At 67.3% G+C, this 19,231-nt stretch carries 18 protein-coding genes; 9 read left to right on the top strand and 9 right to left on the bottom strand.

Annotated features, from left to right (window positions below; genetic code table 11):
- Positions 1 to 63: 63 nt before the first annotated feature.
- Positions 64 to 756, top strand: coding sequence for a hypothetical protein (locus tag M7H19_RS16785; RefSeq protein ID WP_298182520.1), 693 nt, complete (start codon positions 64 to 66; stop codon positions 754 to 756).
- Here the strand turns inward: M7H19_RS16785 and M7H19_RS16780 are convergent.
- A complete protein-coding gene (locus M7H19_RS16780) occupies positions 753 to 1,235 on the bottom strand; it encodes a hypothetical protein (protein WP_298182516.1) in 483 nt (160 codons plus the stop codon). The genes M7H19_RS16785 and M7H19_RS16780 overlap by 4 nt on opposite strands.
- A gap of 98 nt (positions 1,236 to 1,333) precedes the next feature.
- On the opposite strand from M7H19_RS16780, the gene M7H19_RS16775 reads away from it, so the two are divergent.
- The 3 genes from M7H19_RS16775 (at position 1,334) to M7H19_RS16765 (ending at position 3,201) form a co-directional block, all read left to right on the top strand.
- Positions 1,334 to 2,101, top strand: a complete 768-nt coding sequence (locus tag M7H19_RS16775) for an SDR family oxidoreductase (RefSeq protein ID WP_298182514.1) — start codon at positions 1,334 to 1,336, stop codon at positions 2,099 to 2,101.
- A gap of 26 nt (positions 2,102 to 2,127) precedes the next feature.
- A complete protein-coding gene (pyrE, locus tag M7H19_RS16770; protein WP_298182512.1) occupies positions 2,128 to 2,715 on the top strand; it encodes an orotate phosphoribosyltransferase in 588 nt (195 codons plus the stop codon).
- A 99-nt stretch (positions 2,716 to 2,814) separates the two neighbouring features.
- Positions 2,815 to 3,201, top strand: coding sequence for a DUF2784 domain-containing protein (locus M7H19_RS16765; protein ID WP_298182510.1), 387 nt, complete (start codon positions 2,815 to 2,817; stop codon positions 3,199 to 3,201).
- Between the two features lie 60 nt (positions 3,202 to 3,261).
- On the opposite strand, the gene M7H19_RS16760 is transcribed toward M7H19_RS16765, so the two are convergent.
- From M7H19_RS16760 to M7H19_RS16750, 3 genes are read right to left on the bottom strand one after another with little or no spacing between them, the layout of a single operon-like run.
- On the bottom strand, positions 3,262 to 3,786 hold the full coding sequence (locus M7H19_RS16760; RefSeq protein ID WP_298182508.1) for a DUF2304 domain-containing protein: 525 nt from the start codon (positions 3,784 to 3,786) through the stop codon (positions 3,262 to 3,264).
- An 8-nt stretch (positions 3,787 to 3,794) separates the two neighbouring features.
- The gene (locus M7H19_RS16755) at positions 3,795 to 4,475 is read right to left on the bottom strand and encodes a glycosyltransferase family 2 protein (RefSeq protein WP_298182506.1); all 681 of its coding nucleotides are present in this window, start codon (positions 4,473 to 4,475) and stop codon (positions 3,795 to 3,797) included.
- A 31-nt stretch (positions 4,476 to 4,506) separates the two neighbouring features.
- Positions 4,507 to 5,532: a GDP-mannose 4,6-dehydratase gene (locus M7H19_RS16750; protein WP_298182504.1), complete on the bottom strand. Its 1,026-nt coding sequence runs from the start codon at positions 5,530 to 5,532 to the stop codon at positions 4,507 to 4,509.
- Between the two features lie 260 nt (positions 5,533 to 5,792).
- On the opposite strand from M7H19_RS16750, the gene M7H19_RS16745 reads away from it, so the two are divergent.
- Positions 5,793 to 7,082 carry a nucleotide sugar dehydrogenase gene (locus M7H19_RS16745; RefSeq protein WP_298182502.1) on the top strand — a complete coding sequence of 430 codons (1,290 nt, stop codon included), beginning with the start codon at positions 5,793 to 5,795 and terminating at the stop codon, positions 7,080 to 7,082.
- Between the two features lie 33 nt (positions 7,083 to 7,115).
- Positions 7,116 to 7,706 (top strand): acyltransferase, encoded by a 591-nt coding sequence (locus M7H19_RS16740; protein WP_298182500.1) that lies wholly within the window; start codon positions 7,116 to 7,118, stop codon positions 7,704 to 7,706.
- A gap of 79 nt (positions 7,707 to 7,785) precedes the next feature.
- Here the strand turns inward: M7H19_RS16740 and M7H19_RS16735 are convergent, their stop codons facing one another.
- The 3 genes from M7H19_RS16735 to M7H19_RS16725 form a co-directional block, all read right to left on the bottom strand.
- Positions 7,786 to 9,855 carry an acyltransferase family protein gene (locus tag M7H19_RS16735; RefSeq protein ID WP_298182498.1) on the bottom strand — a complete coding sequence of 690 codons (2,070 nt, stop codon included), beginning with the start codon at positions 9,853 to 9,855 and terminating at the stop codon, positions 7,786 to 7,788.
- Between the two features lie 26 nt (positions 9,856 to 9,881).
- Positions 9,882 to 10,964: a glycosyltransferase gene (locus M7H19_RS16730; protein WP_298182496.1), complete on the bottom strand. Its 1,083-nt coding sequence runs from the start codon at positions 10,962 to 10,964 to the stop codon at positions 9,882 to 9,884.
- A 149-nt stretch (positions 10,965 to 11,113) separates the two neighbouring features.
- Entirely contained in the window at positions 11,114 to 12,625 is a 1,512-nt protein-coding gene (locus M7H19_RS16725) for a hypothetical protein (protein WP_298182494.1), read from the bottom strand.
- Between the two features lie 168 nt (positions 12,626 to 12,793).
- Between M7H19_RS16725 and M7H19_RS16720 the strand changes: the two genes are divergently transcribed.
- From M7H19_RS16720 to M7H19_RS16710, 3 genes are read left to right on the top strand one after another with little or no spacing between them, the layout of a single operon-like run.
- Positions 12,794 to 13,885 carry a DegT/DnrJ/EryC1/StrS family aminotransferase gene (locus M7H19_RS16720; protein WP_298182492.1) on the top strand — a complete coding sequence of 364 codons (1,092 nt, stop codon included), beginning with the start codon at positions 12,794 to 12,796 and terminating at the stop codon, positions 13,883 to 13,885.
- Between the two features lie 2 nt (positions 13,886 to 13,887).
- Positions 13,888 to 14,868: a Gfo/Idh/MocA family oxidoreductase gene (locus M7H19_RS16715; protein WP_298182490.1), complete on the top strand. Its 981-nt coding sequence runs from the start codon at positions 13,888 to 13,890 to the stop codon at positions 14,866 to 14,868.
- Positions 14,865 to 16,010: a glycosyltransferase family 4 protein gene (locus tag M7H19_RS16710; RefSeq protein WP_298182488.1), complete on the top strand. Its 1,146-nt coding sequence runs from the start codon at positions 14,865 to 14,867 to the stop codon at positions 16,008 to 16,010. The genes M7H19_RS16715 and M7H19_RS16710 overlap by 4 nt, the downstream gene beginning before the upstream one ends.
- 19 nt (positions 16,011 to 16,029) lie before the next feature.
- Here the strand turns inward: M7H19_RS16710 and wecB are convergent, their stop codons facing one another.
- Both wecB and M7H19_RS16700 read right to left on the bottom strand, forming a co-directional pair.
- The gene (gene wecB / locus M7H19_RS16705; RefSeq protein ID WP_298182486.1) at positions 16,030 to 17,088 is read right to left on the bottom strand and encodes a UDP-N-acetylglucosamine 2-epimerase (non-hydrolyzing); all 1,059 of its coding nucleotides are present in this window, start codon (positions 17,086 to 17,088) and stop codon (positions 16,030 to 16,032) included.
- A gap of 26 nt (positions 17,089 to 17,114) precedes the next feature.
- Positions 17,115 to 19,103 carry a DUF6541 family protein gene (locus M7H19_RS16700; RefSeq protein ID WP_298182484.1) on the bottom strand — a complete coding sequence of 663 codons (1,989 nt, stop codon included), beginning with the start codon at positions 19,101 to 19,103 and terminating at the stop codon, positions 17,115 to 17,117.
- Positions 19,104 to 19,231: the final 128 nt, after the last annotated feature.

Below are 19,231 nucleotides of genomic sequence, written 5' to 3'. Positions count from 1 at the left end.
GGGTAAGCCCGACACGGCCCGGTGATCTTGGCAGGCGGGCCGTGCGGGCTACCCTGTATCGCCGTGGGTATTCCAGCGTGGATCTGGTTCGTCATCGCCGCCGTCGCCGCGGTGGCCGGGCTCGTCTTGCTCACCGCGGACAGAGCCAGGGAGAGTTCCCGTAATCGAGAGCGAGCACGCTGGGCCGAGCTACGCGGCTGGCAGTACGTCGAGGAGGACGAGCGGCTACCCCGTCAGTGGACGGGCGGTGCGATCGGCTACTTCGGTGCCCAGAGCGCGGTGAACGTCGTGGCCGGGTCCACGTTCACCTCCGACGGTCGGCGTCCGGTGTTCGTGTTCGACATCGAGGCCGACAACGTGATCCCGGCGGTCATCGTCGCAGTGCGCTGTAATCGGGTGCATCCGGTTCTGTTGGAACTGTGGCTGGCGAGTGTGCCGTTCCAGCGGGCGGAGATGCCGGAGCTGCTGGGGCCGGTGGGGCAGCGTTACGCCTTCGCCGACGACCTGACCACGGCCCGCGCCATCATCGACCAGGATCTGGTGGCCGCCGCCGATTCGCTGGGCGGAGACGTGGGTGTCGCGTGGCTGGAGGACGAGTGGGTACTCGCCAGCGTCGCGCCGAACGTGGGCCCGTCGCGGTTGGAACGTCTGCTGCGCGACCTCGGTGAGATCGCCGACATCGTGGACCCGTTCGACGAGGAGGAGGACTCGGTCCCGCGCCTGTCGGTCGTCGAGTCCACTGACGACGGGTCCTAGCCGAGTTCGAGGGTGCCGGACAGGTGCACCGGCTCGTCGAACGGCGGTTCGTCGGGATAGGTGACCGGTGCGGTCTCCGTGCGGGACTGTCCGATGGGTGCGTGCCACGGTCCGGCGTCCTCGAAGGGCTCGGTGTCCTCGAAGGTCGTGACGTCTCCGAACGCCTCTGTGCCTTCGAAGGTCTCGGTGTTCGAGTCTTTCGTGAAGTCCTCCGGGGAATCGTCGAGGAACTCGGCGCCGGAGAGGTCGAGAGTCCCCGTGAACCGGCCTCCGTCCTGAATCGACAATTCCCGGTAGATCAAGGTGTGCGGTACGAGTTGGGAGCCCGCTTCGAAGCCCTTGGCGTAGGAGGCGGCGTCCACGCCCGATTCGGAGCCACCGGTGCTCGGTAAGCCGCCAAAGTGACCGGCTTCTTCGGCCTCCAGGGCCTCCGTGAAGCCGCGAACGAACGACAGGTAGTCGATGGCACCGTTTTCCATGTGGCTTCGTTTTCCCGGTCGTGTGAGCCCGCGGTAACTCCTGCTCGAAGATACTGCCTGTCCCCGTGAACTGATCGTGAGGGCGGTACCTTGGGAACATGCCAGTGGCACTGATCACCGGAGCGACCGCCGGAATCGGGGCGGCGTTCGCGGACGAACTCGCCGCCGAACGGTACGACCTCGTGCTGGTCGCGCGGAACGAGGGCAGACTCGCCGAGCACGCCGAGCGGCTGCGTACCCGCTACGGGGTGGACGTCGAGACGCTGCCCGCCGACCTGTCGGACAGGGACGGCATGGCGGCGGTCGAACGGCGGTTGGCCGACCCGGGAGTGGACCTGCTGGTCAACAACGCCGGGTTGGGACTCGGCGGTGAACTGTGGACCGCTTCCGTGGAGCAGCTGCAGTACCAGCTCGACGTCAACGTGACGGCGGTGCTGCGGTTGACGAGGGCCGCGCTGCCGGTCATGCGTGAGCGACGTTCCGGCGCGATCATCAACGTGTCCAGCGTGGCCGCGTTCTTCTCCGGCCGGGGCTCGACGTACACGGCGACCAAGGCGTGGGTGACGTCGTTCTCCGATGGTCTGGCCTCATCGCTGCACGGCTCGGGCGTGCGCGTGATGGCGCTGTGCCCCGGGTTCACGCACACCGAGTTCCACGCCCGCGCGGGGCTGGAGAAATCGGGCCCGAAGGCGTTCTGGTTGCCCCCGGAACGAGTGGTGAAGGAGGCGCTGGCCGACCTGCGGCGAGGACGCGTCGTCTCGGTGCCGAGCAAGCGGTACAAGGCCGTGGTCGCCATCGGGCGGTTGCTGCCGAGGGAGTTGGTGCGCAGGCTCAGCGGGCGGTTCGCGGAAGGCGACCGAACCTGAGGCGGCCCCTTGTCGGGAAGCCGGTCGTGTCAGACTTGGTTTCTGTGGCGACACCTTCCCCTTCCCTCGACCGAGCAGCGAAGATCGAATTGGCTCGGTTGGTCACTGAGCTCTGTGTGGTGCACGGCAAGGTCACCTTGGCTTCCGGTGCCGAAGCCGACTACTACATCGATTTGCGGCGGGCCACCCTGCATCACGGGGCGGCTCCCCTGATCGGCAAGTTGTTGCGTCAGCTCACCTCTGACTGGGACTACGTAGCTGTCGGTGGGCTGACCCTCGGCGCCGATCCCGTAGCCACCGCCATGCTGCATTCCGCCGCGGCCGACGGTGTCGTGTTGGACGCGTTCGTGGTGCGCAAGTCATTCAAGGAGCACGGCATGCAGCGGCGCATCGAGGGCATGGAGGTGGCCGGGCAGCGGGTACTCGCGGTCGAGGACACCTCCACGACCGGGGGCAGTGTGCTCACCGCCGTCGACGCGCTACGGGAGGCCGGCGCGACCGTGGTCGGTGTGGCCACGGTGGTGGACAGGGCGACGGGGGCCAAGGAGGCCATCGAAGCCCGGGGTCTGCCCTACCGGTACCTCCTCGACCTGGACGATCTCGGGCTCACCTGACCTTTCGTCCGATTCGTCGGTCGATTTCCGGTCCATCGGGTGTCTGTTCGGAGTACCGTTGCCCTGTTTTTCCCGGGTAACGACACGGACAGGTGAACGATGCTGGAGTTGCTGACGGCGCTGACGACCGGGATTCATTTCCTGGCTCTGCTCTACATCGGCCTCGGCGGGTTCCTTGCTTGGTACTGGCCGAGGTCGATTTTCGTGCACGTCTTCTTCGCGCTGTGGGGCGTGGCGGTCAACGTGCTGCCGTTGTCGTGCCCGTTGACGGAGTTGGAGGACCGGCTGCGGGAGCTGCGAGGACTCGGACCTTTGCCGGGCGGGTTCAACGAGTACTACATCTACGGCACGTTGTTCCCCCGCGAGCTGCTTCCCGTCGTGGGGATCGGCGCGCTGGCGCTCGTGGTGTTCTCGTATGTGGGCGCCTACGTGCGCTGGCACGTCCGGCAGAGGGAGCCGAGGGCTTCGGAGGCGACGGCGGAGTGAACGACCGGGCGAGCCGGGAACCGGGGGTGAACGACCGGGCGGACTCGGGACGGACGATCGTCAGGACGGGGTTTCGATCCGGGGGACCTGCGCGGAGCCGCCGGCGGGTGTGCTCGCTCCGTCCTCACCGTGTCCGTTCCTGATGTGTCCGCCGTTTTCGACGTGGTTGTCGTTCTTGCCGTTCCTGCCGTTCGGGATGGCGGCGGCGGTCGGGGGAAGGGGTGCCTGCTCGTCCACCAACACTCCACGTTGGTGGTTGACCCTCTCGGCCTCCTGGATGGCGAGCGCGCGTGCCAGCTCGGTGATCTGCTGGGTGGTCCCACGGAAGCGCAGGTAGGTGTTCAGCATGCCGAACACGAACGCCACCACGAGCAGGTACAGCAGCAGGTCCGCTCCACGCCCGATGCCGAGCTGGTGGGCGACCCATGTCGTGTGACTGGGGAACAGGACTGCGTAGGCGTTCAAGGCGAGGAAGAAGAAGAAACCGATGCGCTTGCTCGCCTGCATGCGGACGTTGTGTTTGCGGCTGACGAAGTAGAGGAAGATGCCGCCGACCGCAGCCAGTAGTACGACCTGAGCCAGCATTGACGAATTCACCCCCGGTCGCGCAGTGACAGATCGAACAGGATGTTTACCCCGTTGACCAACGACTGACCCTTGCTCTTGGAGTAGTCGGTGTACAGGATCCGCACGGGGATCTCGCGGACACGGATGTTGTTCTGAGCGAGGAACGTCACGATCTCCGAGGCGTGAGCCATCCCGTTCATGCTGATACGCATCCGTTCGGCGACCGAGCGGGTGAGTACCCGTAGGCCGTTGTGGGCGTCGGTGAGCCGGAGCTTGCGGACGTTGGGGCTGAGTGCGACCGCGGTACGCAAAGCCACCCGTTTGAGCCACGGCACCTGACCGGACTTCTCGAGGAACCGGGAGCCTAGAACCGCGTCCGCGTCCCCCGCCCGGGCGACCTCGATCATCCGCTCCGCGTCACTGACCTGGTGTTGACCGTCGGCGTCGAACGTCACGAAGTACTCGGCGCCCGACCGGGCCAGCGCGTAGGACAGTCCGGTCTGCAGCGCCGCTCCCTGCCCGAGGTTGATCGGGTGTCGTACCAGGTGAGCCCCCGTGCCGGCGATCTTGTCGGCGGAGTCGTCGCCTGAGCCGTCGTCCACGCACACCACGTTCGGGAAGGTCTCGAGTACGTGTTCCACCACGTCGGCGATCACCTGGCCTTCGTTGTAGACCGGAATGACCACCCAGACGTCTTCGTAGCTCATCTGGTTCTCCCGAGTGGCGAGACGCGAAAATTCATGGTAACAGGCTGTCCATTGACAAAACCCCGGACGCGTGCTCGACGGGCTCGCGACCGGGGTTGACCAGCAGTTTTTCGTCCGGGGTGCGGTGCGTGCGGATGTAGTCGACGGTGCGGCGCACCCCTTCTTCCAGCTCCACCTTTGGCCGCCAGCCCAGTTCGCGCTGGGCGGCACGCGAGTCCAGCGCGGACTTCCGCAGGTCACCGAGCCGGGCAGGGGCGAACCGGGGGTTGTCGGCGGCTCCGGCCGCGGTGGCCACCAACCGGTGCAGGTCCCGGTCGGAGGTCTGTATTCCGGTGCCGATGTTGAACCGTTTGCCACTGCCGCGTTCGCCCGCGGCCGCGATGAACGCGGACACCACGTCGTGCACGTAGACGTAGTCGCGGGTGTTGCCGCCGTCGCCGAAGACGGTGGTCGGACCTCCGCTGAGTAGCGCGTCGGCGAAGATCGCCACCACGCCCGCCTCGCCGTGTGGGTCCTGACGTGGTCCGTACACGTTCGCCAGCGCCAGGGTGGTGTAGTCCAGCCCGTACAGGCTGCGATACGTGCCGAGGTAGACCTCGCCGGAGATCTTGCTGGCGGCGTAGGGCGACTTCGGGTCGAGTGGGGCTTCCTCGGAGACCGGTAGGCGTTCGGGGGCGCCGTAGATGGAGCCGCCGGACGAGGAGTAGACGATCTTGCGGACGTCGGCCTTCCGGGCCGCTTCGAGGACGTTGAGTGTGCCCAGCACGTTCTGCTGGGCGTCCACCAACGGGTCGGTGACGCTGTTACGCACGCTGATCTGCGCGGCCAAGTGGAAGATGACCTCCGGCGCGGCCGCCTCCACCACGTCGACCAGCTCACGTGCTGTGATGTCCGTCTCGTGCAGGGTCATCCTGCCGGTGGCTTGCGCATCGACCAGGTTTTCACGCCGACCGCGGCTGAAGTCGTCGACGACGTGCACGTCGTGTCCATCGGCCAGCAACCGGTCGACCAGGGTGGACCCGATGAAACCGGCTCCTCCGGTGACAAGTGCCCGCACTCGATTCCTCTCGACAAGACTCGTGTCGCACCGTTGTTCTCCGCGTGATCACGAGGAGCATCACCGGGCGGAGGGAAGCGCCGTCGGAGAGTGTACGCCGTATGAGTGACCTACTGGCGTGGTACCCGAGAGCCCGATGATCGCAGACGGTACGGAGGTGGTCAGGGGCGCGAAGTCCGCGCCCCACGGTGTGATTAGGCTGCGTTTTGACATCTCACACATCTCACCCACGCCTGTGCCACAGAAGGGGACGGTCTTTCGTGAAGATCGCGGTCATCGCCCTGGGGAAGATTGGGCTTCCGCTCGCCGTTCAGTTCGCCTCGAAAGGCCATGAGGTCGTGGGCGTCGATGTGAATGCCGATGTCGTCGAGCAGGTCAATCGTGCGGTCGAACCGTTTCCCGGTGAGGCGCGGCTGCAGGAGAAACTCAGCGAGTTGGTGCCCTCGGGCGCGCTGCGCGCCACCACCGACTACGGCGACGCGGTCCCCGGTGCGGACGCGGTGGTCGTGGTCGTGCCTTTGTTCGTGGACGAGGAGGCCCGTCCGGACTTCGCGTGGATGGACGCCGCGACGGAGGAACTGGGCCGCCACCTGACCGAGGGCACCCTGGTTTCCTACGAGACCACGCTGCCTGTCGGCACCACACGCAACCGCTGGAAGCCCACGTTGGAGAAGCTCTCCGGGCTCAAGGAGGGCACCGACTTCCACGTGGTCTTCTCGCCGGAACGTGTGCTCACCGGTCGGGTGTTCGAGGACCTGCGCAAATACCCGAAGCTCATCGGTGGGTTGTCCTCCGAGGGCGCGCGCTGGGCGATCGAGTTCTACGAGGCCGTGTTGGACTTCGACGACCGTCCGGACCTCTCTCGCCCGAACGGCGTGTGGGACCTGGGGTCGGCGGAGGCCAGCGAGCTGGCCAAGCTGGCGGAGACCACGTACCGGGACGTCAACATCGGCCTGGCGAACCAGTTCGCTCGTTACGCCGCCACGGTCGGTATCGACGTCTACCAAGTCATCGAGGCGGCCAACTCCCAGCCGTACAGCCACATCCACCAACCGGGTATCGCCGTCGGCGGGCATTGCATCCCGGTCTACCCGCGGCTGTACTTGTGGAACGACCCGGAGGCGAGCGTCGTGCGCGCGGCTAGGGCGACCAACGCGGGCATGCCCGAGTACACGATCGGGCTGTTGGAGGGCGCGCACGGTGACTTGAGCGGTGCCCGGGTCGTCGTGCTCGGCGCCTCTTACCGCGGCGGTGTGAAGGAGACGGCGTTCTCCGGTGTCTTCGCCACTGTGGAGGCACTGCGTTCGCGCGGCGCGACGGCTCTGGTGCACGACCCGATGTTCTCGGACGAAGAACTGCGTGGGTTCGGTTTCGAGCCTTACCATCTGGGAGAAGAGGTCGACGCCGCCGTGGTCCAGGCCGATCACCGTGAATACGCCGAGATCGGGCCGGACGACCTGCCCGGTGTCCGGACCTTCGTCGACGGTCGCCGGGTGAGTTCCGCCGACCGCTGGCCCGGCGTCACCTACCGGGTGATCGGCAAGGCGTAGTGAGCATCCACCGCGATCGATGAAATGAGCAGCATGTCGTTCATTGCCGCCGGAGCCGACGTGGCGGAGACCGCGAAGCTCGGCAAGGGAACCAAGATCTGGCACCTGGCACAGGTGCGTGAGGACGCCGAGCTGGGCGAGAACTGCATCGTCGGGCGCGGCGCCTACATCGGCACCGGGGTCCGGGTCGGGGACAACTGCAAGATCCAGAATCTTGCGTTGGTCTACGAGCCCGCCGAGCTGGCTGCGGGGGTGTTCATCGGGCCCGCCGTGGTGCTGACGAACGACACCTACCCGCGCGCGGTCAACCCCGACGGCAGCCTGAAGAGCGCCTCCGATTGGGACGCCGTCGGCGTCACCGTCGACGAGGGAGCCTCGATCGGTGCCCGCGCCGTGTGTGTGGCTCCGGTTCGGATCGGCCGATGGGCCACGGTGGCGGCGGGTGCCGTGGTGACCAAGGACGTGCCCGACTTCGGCCTCGTGGCGGGCGTGCCCGCGCGCCGGATCGGCTGGGTCGGCAAGGCGGGTGCGCCTCTGCGGCAGCAGGGGGAGTGCTGGGTGTGCCCGGTGTCCGGTGACACGTACGTGGAGGCGGACGGGGTTCTGACCGAGGCCACCGACTGACGGCGACCGACAACGACCGAAAACTCTTGAAAAGCCCTGGTTCCCCGAAAGGGGACCAGGGCTTTTTTCACCGGGGTCCTCACCAGTTCGTCGCCCGGACGATCTCGTCCTCCAACAGGGGGGCCAGTGTCCGGGAGTAGGTGGCGGTCAGGTGAGCATCGTCGTAGTAGACCAGCACGTTGCCGATGACGGGAGGACATTCGCTCTCGGGGCACACGTACGGGGTCATGTCGATGAAGGTCACGTTGTCCGGCACACCGGTCAGTTCCAGTGCGGGATCGGTCGGCGCGTGACTGTACGAGACCGGTGAGGTGCATTCCTCGGCGGTGCGGGTCGACAGGCACTCGGCGCCCTCGGCCTCGACGCGGGGAAGGTCGCGCACCCCGATGACGTCGATGCCGAGTTCGTCCAGTTGTCGCCACCGCTCGACGAAACCCGGAAACGTTTGTTCCCCCTGGTCGGGGGTGGCCCGAGTCGAGGAGGTCAGCACGACGTCGGGGCGGAGCTCGGTCAACTCACGCATCAGGTTCTCGCGCCATTCCAGGCACTCCGAGTAGACCTGTCCGTCGGTCGTCAAAGGAGTGTCGGTGCTGAACTGGCAGGAACTTTTGGTGATGTTGTATAGCTTCCACCCGTTGGCGTCGGCCACTTCCCGCAGAGCCGGATACCAGTGCGCGCTGCGGGAGGCGCCCACCACGGCGATGCTGTGCTCGGCGTTGTCCGGGCCGTGTTCGCAGACCATCGCCTCGGTCTGTTCGAGGGTGGCGTGGCAGCCCTTTTCGTAGGTGTCCGGCAGGTCGGCTCGGGCGTTGGCGAGGTCGGGCCGCACCGGCGGGGAGGACGAGTGGTCCGCGAGTTCGGGTTGTACGAGTACCCGCGCCCCGGGGTACAGGGCCACGTTGTCCGCCGCCGACGCCGCCAGGTGTTGTTCCCTGTCGAGTCGCGTGGTCCAGAGTGCCGTGACCACGAGGACCGGGGTCAGGAAGAACGCGACGACCGTGATCGCCCAGCCGACACTGGAGCGAGAGTGGGTGAAGGCGTTGACCGGCTTCTCCAGCAACGTCCTGGTCAACACCGCCAGCAAAAGTGAGACGGCCAGCACCGCCAAGCCACCGTGGAGGCTGGCCACCGAACGGTCGGTGACCGCGAGGTATACGACCAGGACCGGCCAGTGCCAGAGGTAGAGGGCGTACGAGAGGTCTCCCAGAGACTTCAGCGGTCGCGACGTGAGAAGGCGGTCGGCGCCGAAGCGGTTTCCGGTCGTGCCGGCGAGGAGAACGAGGATCGCCGCCCCGACGGGCCACAACGCCACGTATCCGGGGAACATCGTGGACACGTCCAGCAACGCCCCACACGAGATCAGGGCGAGCAACCCCAACCAGCCCAACGCCACCCGGAGTCGTTCGGGAAGCCGCAGGTACGGAAGCACCACGGCCAGAAGACCGCCGAGCGCGAACTCCCACAGTCGCGCACCGAAGTCGAAGTACGCCCAGGCCTGGTTGGACTCGGTGATGAAGACGGAGTAGCTCAGCGAGCCGACGAACACCGTGGCGCACAGGACGAGCCACACCTTCGCCACGTCTCGTCGCAGTCTGGTCGCGAAGAAGGCCGCCAGAGCCATCAACACGGCCCAGACCAGGTAGAACTGGCCTTGCATCGACAGCGACCAGATGTGTTGCACGGGGCTGGGCAGTTCGGTGCGGTCCAGGTAGTCGACCGCTTTGGTGGCCAGGGCCCAGTTCTCCAGGTACAGCGCCGCGGCGATCGTCTCCTCGATGGTGCCGCGCCAGCGCGCTCGGGGCAGCCACAGGTAGGTCGCGACGAGCACACTGAGCAGGACGACCGCCACCGGGGGGAAGAGGCGTTTGAACAGCCTGCTCCAGAAGGCCGCGAACCGAACCCTTCCGTGGGGCTGCGCCATGCGTAGCAGCGAACCGGTGATCAGGAAACCGGTGAGCAGCAGGAAGACGTCCACGCCGCCGGAGACCCTGCCGAACCAGATGTGGTAGATCGCCACCAGGAGCACGGCGATCGCCCGCAGGCCCACGATCTCGGGCCGGAACCCGCCGCGACGCGGTGTCGGGGGCGGCTCGGAGCGGTCGGTGGGCAGCTCGTGGGAGGGGCGCTCTCGCAGCGTCGTCGGTCGCATGCCGTGTCAGGACCTCTTGGGCGTGTTCAGGGCAGCAGATCGGCTACGACGGTCTTGAGTACCTCGCGGTCCTCGGCGGAGTTGAGCACCTTGGCCGCCGTGTGCGCGTTCTGCTTGTAGGTTCTGACCTGTTGTTCGTCCAGCGCGGCGAGGGTCTCGCGCATGGCTTCGGCGGAGGCGTCCCGCGCGATGGCGCCCAGTCGATGCTCCGAGATCAGTCGGTCGGTCTCCGGGGCCGAGCCGAACACCACGGCCAGCCGCGCCTGCACGAAGTCGAAGATCTTGTTGGGCAGCATGAACCGGTGGTTGGGGGTGAGCGGGGGCAGGCTGAAGACCCCCACGTCGTAGGAGTTCAACGTCGGCACGAGTTCGTCCGGCGTGACCGGCGGGTGCAGAGTGATCCGCGGGTCGCCGCCGATCAACGCGCGGAGGCTGTCCAGGTACCGGCCACCGTCACGGCCCGGAACCAGGTAGAGGTCCAACGTGTAGGTCTCGTCCAAGCTGCGGACGGCCTCGATCAGCGCTTCGATGTTGCGGCCGGGGACAGCGCCCCCGCTGTGTACCAACCGGATCCTGCCGTTTCGCATCTCGCTGGGTTCCAGGTCCCGGAACGCGCCCGCGTTGCGGACGATGCGGGCGGACACACCGAACCGGTCGCGGTACAGCTCGGCGATCGAGTCGTTCACGGTGGTCACGGCGGCCATCTTCGGCAGGTACTTGCGGCACTGGTGGGTCATGAACGGTTTCACCAGCAGCCGCCAGGACGTCACGTGCGAGCGCTCCTCCGGCGCCCATTCGTGCATGTCGGCGACGACGGGCGCGCCCTGCGCGACGTGGTGGCCGAGCGCCATCGCGCGGGCTTCGTTGGCCACCACCACGTCGAACCGTCGGCCGGAGAGCAGGTCGAGTGCGGCACGAATGGCGGGGGCCAGGAACTCGACCTTGTCGAAGCGGCGTGCGGCCAGCAGGGCGACACCGGCGGGAGTCTGGGGTAGCGAGGGCAGATTCGCGTCGATCTCCAGGTGTTCGGTGGCCGCCCGCGGTTTGTCGCCGAACCCGACGGTGGTCACCTCGCCGAGTTCGGCGAGTACGTCCAGCTGCCGAAGCACGCGCGAATCCTGGTTGATATCCGAGAAAGAGATGCAGAGTATGCGCCCACCGTCGGCCATGGGCGCGGAGTCTAGCGGAGGCCGGCGGGCGGCATTCTCGGTGCTGTTTCCGGTCACCGGCTCGTCGCGGCGATGGGTGTCCGCGCGGGTCACGCAGCCCGAGCGCCCGTGGAGCGCCGGGCGACGGTCATCAGGTCGCCGCGGTGCAGAAGCATCCAGCCGAGCGCGAAGACCACGATCATCCCGAGGTCGAGCCAGCCGGGCCCGGTGTCGGGGCGCAGCAGTATCAGCACGGCCGCCAGGACCGCCCCGGCCAGAACGCGGAGGAAAAGAGGCGCCCAACGGTGCCGGTCCCGCCGCCAGACCAGGACGACGGGCACGCAACCGGTGACCGCCATGCCCGCGAGGTAGCCGAGCGCGATGCCCGTCACCGACAGTTCGGGAAGCAGGGCTATCCCGACGCCCAGCCCGATCACCAGTCCGGCGGTGCGGATCAGTGCCACGGCTCGCGCGCCGTGCCTGCTGTAGGACCTGATGGACTCACTGGTCACAGTGGACACTGTGAGCAGGAAGGTGGCCAGGAGCAGCACCTCCAGGACCGGGACCGCCTCGGACAGCTGTGGCCACACCAGGCCGACGAGGAGCCTGCTGCCCACCAGCAGAACCCCGAAGGCACCGCCGACCACGGTGATCAAGGTGCGTTGTGCGAGGTCGGTGTACTGCCGCACGGCGTGGAGATCACCGCGCCCGACCGCGCCGGACAACGCGGGCAGCAGCAGCAGGCTCAGCACGGAACCGATCATCGAGGCGGGAGTGGCCAGGGTCAGGGCCGCCGCGTAGGCGTCGGCGCTCACCGCGTCACCGGTCTGGCGTGCCAACACCATGGTCAGTTGCAGGAATCCACCGGTGGCCAACGAGCCGAGGACACCCCACGCCACGAACCGGTTGATCTCGGTGCGTAGTTCCCGTCGGATCGATCCTGAGCCGGACCGGGGCCAACCGGCCACCGTGTAGACGAGGTAACCGGCGGTCAGCGGCAGAAGCAGCGCCGCGTGCCAGTCGAACACGAGCACCAGCACCAGACCTGCCACGGCGACGACGAAGGACAGCGCGTCCCACACCGTGGCCCGCAACACCCGTCCGGTCGCGTACTGCACGCCGCGCACGAAGGTGTGACCCGACATTCCGACGGTCAGCAGTGCGACCGACAACCCGGTCACGAGTTCGCCCGGTTCGAGCACGAAGTAGCTCAGCGCCCCGGCGAACACTCCGAGCACAGCCGAGGTCAGTAAGGACAGCCGGGCCAGAAAACGGGTCAGTGCCGCCCGCGTCGGGATGTCACCCGCCTCTCGGGCCACGAACTTGGCCGCCGCCGCCCCCAGGGAGGTGGGCCACAACATCGTGGCGAGCATCGCGGTGGAGATCGCGCTGTTCGTCGCCGACAGAAAACCGGCGGGCAGGGTGCGGCCGACCAGCAGGCTGTAGACGAACCGAATCAGTCCCTGCACCGCAAGCCCTATGGCGGAGACCACGCCGCGCTGGGCTGGTGGCAGCGACACCGCGTCCGTACGCGAATCGGGGCGGGTCAGCAGAGAGCGACGGTGGCCGATGAGCTCGACCCGGGTGTCGGTACCGTCGGTGCTGCTCTCGGGCACGGGCATGGATTGCACAGTATCCGGCTATCCGTTTCCGACTCGAAAGCACCTGCCGGGTTGATGTCGATCACGCTGTACGACCTTCGGCGTGTCTCGGCCGCTGCCAAGATGGAGCCGAAGCAGGAATACAGTGAACCCGAACAATTCTTTCCGAAACGATCTTGAGGACGTCGCGTGAGCGAGGAGTTCATACCGGCCGCCAAGCCGATCGTCGGTGACGCGGAACGTCAGGCCGTCGACGCCGTGCTGCGTTCCGGGATGCTGGCCCAAGGCGCCGAGGTTGCCGCATTCGAAGAGGAGTTCAGCCAGGTCCTGCTGGACGGAAGGCCGACCGTGGCGGTCAACTCGGGTACCTCGGGTCTGCACCTCGGGTTGCTGGCCGCGGGTGTCGGCCCCGGTGACGAGGTGATCGTGCCCTCGTTCACGTTCGCGGCCACGGCGAACGCCGTGGCACTGACCGGCGCGACGCCCGTCTTTGCCGACATCGAACTCACGCACTACTGTCTGGACCCGGAACACGTGGCCACGCTGATCACCGAGCGCACCAAGGGGATCATGCCGGTCCACCTCTACGGGCATCCGGCGGACATGCCCGCTTTGCAGAGCCTGGCCGAGCGACACGGGCTGGCGCTGTACGAGGACGCCGCCCAGGCCCACGGGGCCAGCCTCGCCGGTAAGCCCGTCGGCACGTTCGGCACGTTCGCGATGTTCAGTCTCTACCCGACCAAGAACATGACCTCCGGTGAGGGCGGCATGGTTTCCACCTCGGACTCGGAGGTGGAACGGGCCCTGCGCCTGCTGCGTAACCAGGGCATGGAGCGGCAGTACGAGAACGAGCTCGTCGGGTTCAACGCCCGGATGACCAACCTGCACGCCGCGATCGGGCGCGTGCAGTTGACCAAGATCGGTGACTGGACCAAGACCCGGCAGGCCACCGCGCAGTTCTTCGACCAACACCTTGAGGGCGTCGGCGTGCCGGCGGTCGCCGAGGACGCGGTGCACGTCTACCACCAGTACACGATCAGCGTGCCCGAGGATCGGGACGGATTCGTCGCCGCACTGAAAGACGAGTACAATATCGGTTCCGGCGTCTACTACCCGATTCCGACCCACCGGTTGCCGTCGTTCGGCCGGTCCGACGAGCTGCCCAACACCGAGCGCGCCGCCCGCACCGTCGTGTCGCTGCCGGTGCACCCGTCGCTGACCGACCGCGACCGCGAGCGCATCGTCACCGCGGTGAACACCTTGGCGAAGGCGGGAGCGTGATCATGAGCGAACTGCGAGTGGGACTGATCGGGCTCGGCATGATGGGCCGCCATCACGCCAGGGTGATCCGGGAGGTCGAGGGACTGAACCTGGTCGCGGTCGCCGACGCCACCGGCGACCCGCACGGCGTGGCCGGTGACCTGCCCGTGTTGAGCAGTGTGGAACAGCTCATCGACATCGGCATCGACATGGCGGTGTGCGCGGTGCCCACCGGCATGCACGAGGAGATCGGCCTCATGCTCGCCGAGGCGGAGGTGCCGACGCTGATCGAGAAGCCGATCGCGCACAGCGTCGAGGCCGGTGACAGGCTGGTCAAGGCGTTCGCCGCGAAGGGCATCGTCGGTGCCGTCGGCCATATCGAGCGGTACAACCCGGCGTTGCAGTCGCTGCGGGACCGCATGGCCGCCGGTGAACTCGGCGAGATCTACCAGATCGCCACGCGCAGGCAGGGCCCGTTCCCGGCGCGGATCGCCGACGTGGGCGTGGTCAAGGACCTCGCCACCCACGACATCGACCTGACGGCGTGGCTGGCGCAGTCGGAGTACGCCACCGTGGCGGCGCAGACCACCACCCGTTCCGGGCGCCCGCACGAGGACATGGTGGCCGCGACCGGGCGGCTGGCCAACGGCATCATCACCAACCACCTGGTCAACTGGCTTTCCCCGATGAAGGAACGGGTCACCGTGGTCACCGGTGAGAAGGGCGCGTTCGTCGCCGACACCCTGACCGCCGACCTCACCTTCCACGCCAACGGCGTGGTCCGGTCGGAGTGGGACTCGGTGGCGAACTTCCGCGGTGTGTCCGAAGGGGACATGACCCGGTTCGCCATCCAGAAGCGTGAGCCGTTGCGCGTGGAACACGAGAAGTTCCGGGACGCGGTCCTCGGGGTCGGCAACGACGTGGTGACCCTGCAGGAAGGCCTCAACACGCTGCGCGTGGCGGAGGAGTTGCTGCGGTCCGCGACCACGGAGGTGACGGAATGAAGGTCGTGCTTGTCACCAGGATGTTCGCACCCGAGGTGGCGGCCGCGGCCTTCCGGCTCAAGGCGCTGGCGGACGGGCTCGCCGAGGCCGGTCACCAGGTGACGGTGTTGACCACGAAGCCTCCCAAGACAGCGGCGAGGCAGGAGTTCCCGAACTACGCGGTGCACCGATGGCCGGTGTTGCGCGATGCGGGCGGGAACGTGCGCGGCTATGTGCAGTACGCCAGCTACGACGTTCCGCTGCTTCCGCGGTTGCTGCTGCGCTCGGCCGACGTGGTGATCGCCGAGCCGCCGCCCAGCACCGGGGTGGTGACAGCCATTGCATGCCTGCTCAAGCGCGTTCCGTTCTACTACTACGCCGCGGATATCTGGTCCGATGCGCTGGCCGCCATCGACGCGCCCAAGCCCGTCACCGGGTTGATGCGTGCGTTGGAACGGTTCACCCTGCGCCGCGCGCGCGGGGTGGTCGCGGTGTCCGACGGGGTGGCGCAGCGAGTGCGTGAGTTCGGTGTTCCGGACGAACGAGTCGCCGTGGTGGCCAACGGCGTGGACACGAACGTGTTCAAGCCGATCGAGGACTCTTCCTCGCCGGACGCGCCCTATTTCGTCTACACCGGCACGATGTCGGAATGGCAAGGAGCCGACGTCTTCATTCGTGCCCTACCGATCGTGCTGGAAAAGCATCCGGAGGTCCGGCTGCGGTTCTTCGGGCAAGGGGCGGCCGAACCGGAGTTGCGTGAGCTCGCGGCGAGGCTCGCACCGGACAATGTGGAGTTCGGTGGTGTGGTGCCGCCCGCCGAGGCGGCGCGGTGGATCAGCGGGGCCACCGGTGCTCTGGTCAGCATCGTGCCGGGCCAGGGGTACGACTTCGCGAAGCCGACGAAGATCTACGCGGCTGTCGCGTGTGGCACTCCGGTGCTGTTCGCCGGGACAGGTGCCAGCTCGGATCTGCTTCGGGAGAATGCGCTCGGCCAGGTCGCCGAGTACACACCGGAGTCGGTGGCGGCGCAGATGCTCGCGTTGCTCGACGGCCAACCCCACGATCGGGACCACCTGGTGAACTGGGCGCGAGACAACGCTTCTCTGGCCACCACTGGCCGGAAGGCCGCGCAGTGGATCACTTCCGGCCGACTCGCTCGGTGAGTGTCCGAACCGAACCCGGTCAGGCTCGCTCCAGCAACGCCCGTACCACGGTTTCGGCGGCCTGGCCCGTGCCGTAGGGGGCGGCGTCGGTCTCCGCCGGACGGGGACGTTCCACAGTGGCGGTCAACTCGCCGAAGTCCTTGTCCACCAACACGTTCCAGCCGATTTCGACGGTTTCGACCCACTCGGTCTCCGGCCGGATCGTGGTGCACGGGACCCGGAGCAGGAAGGCTTCCTTCTGGAGCCCGCCGGAGTCGGTGATCACGCCTGCGCTGTGTGCGACCGCGTTGACCAATTCCGGGTAGCCGACCGGCTCGGAGACCACGATGGAACCCACGTCGAGCGGGATACCGTGCCGCTGCGCGAGGTCTCGCAGGCGCGGATGGGCCAACAGCACGACGGGTTTACCGACCTTCGCGATGCCGTCGATGATGGCGCGCAACCGGTCCGGGTCGTCGGTGTTGTCGGGCCGGTGAATGGTCGCGATGTAGTACTGGCCGGGTTCTACCGCCGCGCCCAGCCGCAAGGGCGTACCAGCTACGCGATCCCGTACCTGGTACAGCACGTCGGTCATCACGTCGCCCACCAGGATGCTGCGCTTAGCGAGTCCCTCGGCGGCGAGGTGTTCCATCGCTATCCGGGTGGGCGCGAGCAGCAGGTCGGCCGCGTGGTCGGTGAGGACTCGGTTGTGTTCCTCGGGCATGCGCCGGTTGAACGACCGCAGACCCGCTTCCAGGTGTGCGACGGGCACGTGCAGTTTCACCGCGGCGAGCGCCGCGGCGAGCGTGGAGTTCGTGTCCCCGTAGACGAGTACCCAATCCGGAGCGACCTCGGAGATGACCTTCTCCAGGCCCGCCAACATGGCACCGGTCTGTTCTCCGTGTCTGCCGGACCCGATGCCGAGGTTGAAGTCGGGTTTCGGTATGCCGAGTTCCGCGAAGAACACGTCGCTCATGTTGTGGTCGTAATGCTGACCGGTGTGCGCGATCAGGTGTTCGGCCTCGCCCTGCATCGCGTTCGCGATCGGGGCGAGCTTGACGAACTGCGGACGGGCCCCGACGACGCTCAGGATTCGCATGGACGCGGAGTCTATCGGCGCCCGTGTCAGCAACCGGTGACCTGGTACAACGTCGCCGCCGTTCCTTCCTGATCGACCTTGGTCAGGCCCGGGTTGGCGGCAGGGGAGGCGAGTCCTTCGAAGAACACGTTCCTGTTGTGTACCTGTGGTCCGGCGAAGTCGAGGACGTAGTGACTGTTCAGGCGCTCGATCGTCGAGCAGACCCGAGGATCGGTGTCGATCTCGTCGAGGTTGTCCATCACGAATTGGGCCTCGGGCGGGATCGTGCCCCCGACGTGAGGGGTGAGGGTGCGTCGTCCAGCGATCGCGTAGGACAGCGCCGTACCCGTCCACGGGTTCGCGATGATCTTCTCGTCCGGCGGTACGTGTTCGTCGAGCCGTTCGAGCAAGGCGTACTCGTCGGGGGACAGGACCGGTGCCTCGTCGTGGACCTGATAACTCGGCATTCCGTCCGCTATCGCGAAGTTGACCGAGCTGAACTGCCCGGCCACGCCCAGAGCGGCCGCCACGACGAAAGCCACCGCGGAGACGCGCGGAGAGGTGGTCGAGGTCGAGCTGGACGCACGGAGCGCGGGGAAGCGGGACGACAGGGCGTCGATCGAACGGCTGAACAGCCAGGTGGCGGCGATCGTGCAGACCACCACGATGATCATGGGGAGTTGTCCCGCCAGCCGGCGGGTGTCGTTGTACCAGACCCCGGTGAGGAAGTCCCGCAACGGACTGTCCCCCCGCACCGCCGAGACCATGATGAACAGGCCTGCGGCGAGCAGATAGACGCCGAACACCCACCAGCTGAACCGTCGGCGCGTGACCAGGTAGAAGGCGACCAACGTCAGGAAGAACGCCACCCAGGTCGGTCCTTGTTCGACGAGGCCCGCGGCGACGACCTCCCCGAACGCCTGCGGAATGGTCTGGACCGGAGACCAGGAGGAGGCCGCGTCGGAGGGGCGCAGCCGGAGCCATAGCACCGCCCCGACGGCCAGGTACCCGAGCAGCAGCAGGATCAGACCGTAGTACCGCAGGGTGGCCTTCCGTTCGGCCGCCAGGCCCCGGCGGTATCGGACGAGGGCGACCACCAGGATCGGCACGGCGAACACCGCCAGCGCCAGGAACGTGCTGGGGTGAGCCAACGCCATTCCCACGGCCACCGGGACCAGCACCAGCGCGGCGAGCCAGCGTGGCGTGCCGTCGCGCATACCGACACCGGTGGCCATCGCCACCAACGCCAGCGCGGCCGGGAGCAGCGCCAACGACAGGAAGAACGGGTACAGCACCCCGAAGTCGACCATGAGGTAGGGGAAGGTGCCGAAAACGGCCGACAACGCTCCCGCGAACAACACCGGCACCGGCCGGGTACCGGTCGCACGTGTGGCCAGGAAGATGCACGAGATCGGCCAGACCAGCGCCCCCACGACCAGGGTCACCGCGTTCACCGCCGCGGGGATCGACACTCCACTGACCTGCACGACCAGACTGACGAGGCCGTGCCAGGCCCCCGGGTACATCGACGGTGTGGCGCCGTCGCTGTACATCCCGCCCAAGGTGAGCGAGGAAGCCGACCCGGAGTCGAGGATGAAGCGGACCGCGTTGAGATGGAAGATGTTGTCGTAGGTCTGGGAGATGTTCTCCGGGGCGCCGATCATCCGCGTCAGGCCGCGCAGCAACAGCACCGCGGGGATGAGCAAGGCGCCGGCATGCACTAAAAGTGTCCATCGGGACCGCAGTGACCTGGGCTTGCGTTCTCGGAGTCCCAGTGCCTTGGGAGCCACCGCCCGCATCAGTAGTCCGACCAGGGCCAGCGTGACCGCCGCACCCGCCACCAGTGAGATGTTCCAGGCCAGGCCGACCCACTGGCCCAGCACAGCCATACCGGCCGCCAGGCCGATCGACACCGGGGCGGCCATGCAGAGGGCGGCGAGCCCGGTGACTGCCCAGCTTCGGGCGACCAGGTATCCGGGGAGGAAGACGATGGCGGCGGTGCACACCACGGCGGGGGCCAGCTCCCACCAAATCACTTTCGTGCTCCTTGCGGTCAGCCGTGTGCTCCGCCCGTCCGCGGTAGCGGCGAGAGAAAGGCGGGCAGCCCCGATGCTTTTAAGATCGCGCGCGAACGTCGGCGCCGCGCTGCCGGAGCTGGAGGCAG

The sequence above is a fragment of the Saccharomonospora sp. genome, from assembly GCF_027317685.1.
GTDB lineage: Bacteria > Actinomycetota > Actinomycetes > Mycobacteriales > Pseudonocardiaceae > Saccharomonospora.
The sequence above is the reverse complement of the archived record's forward strand: the minus strand, read 5'-3'. Positions and strand labels throughout refer to the sequence as shown.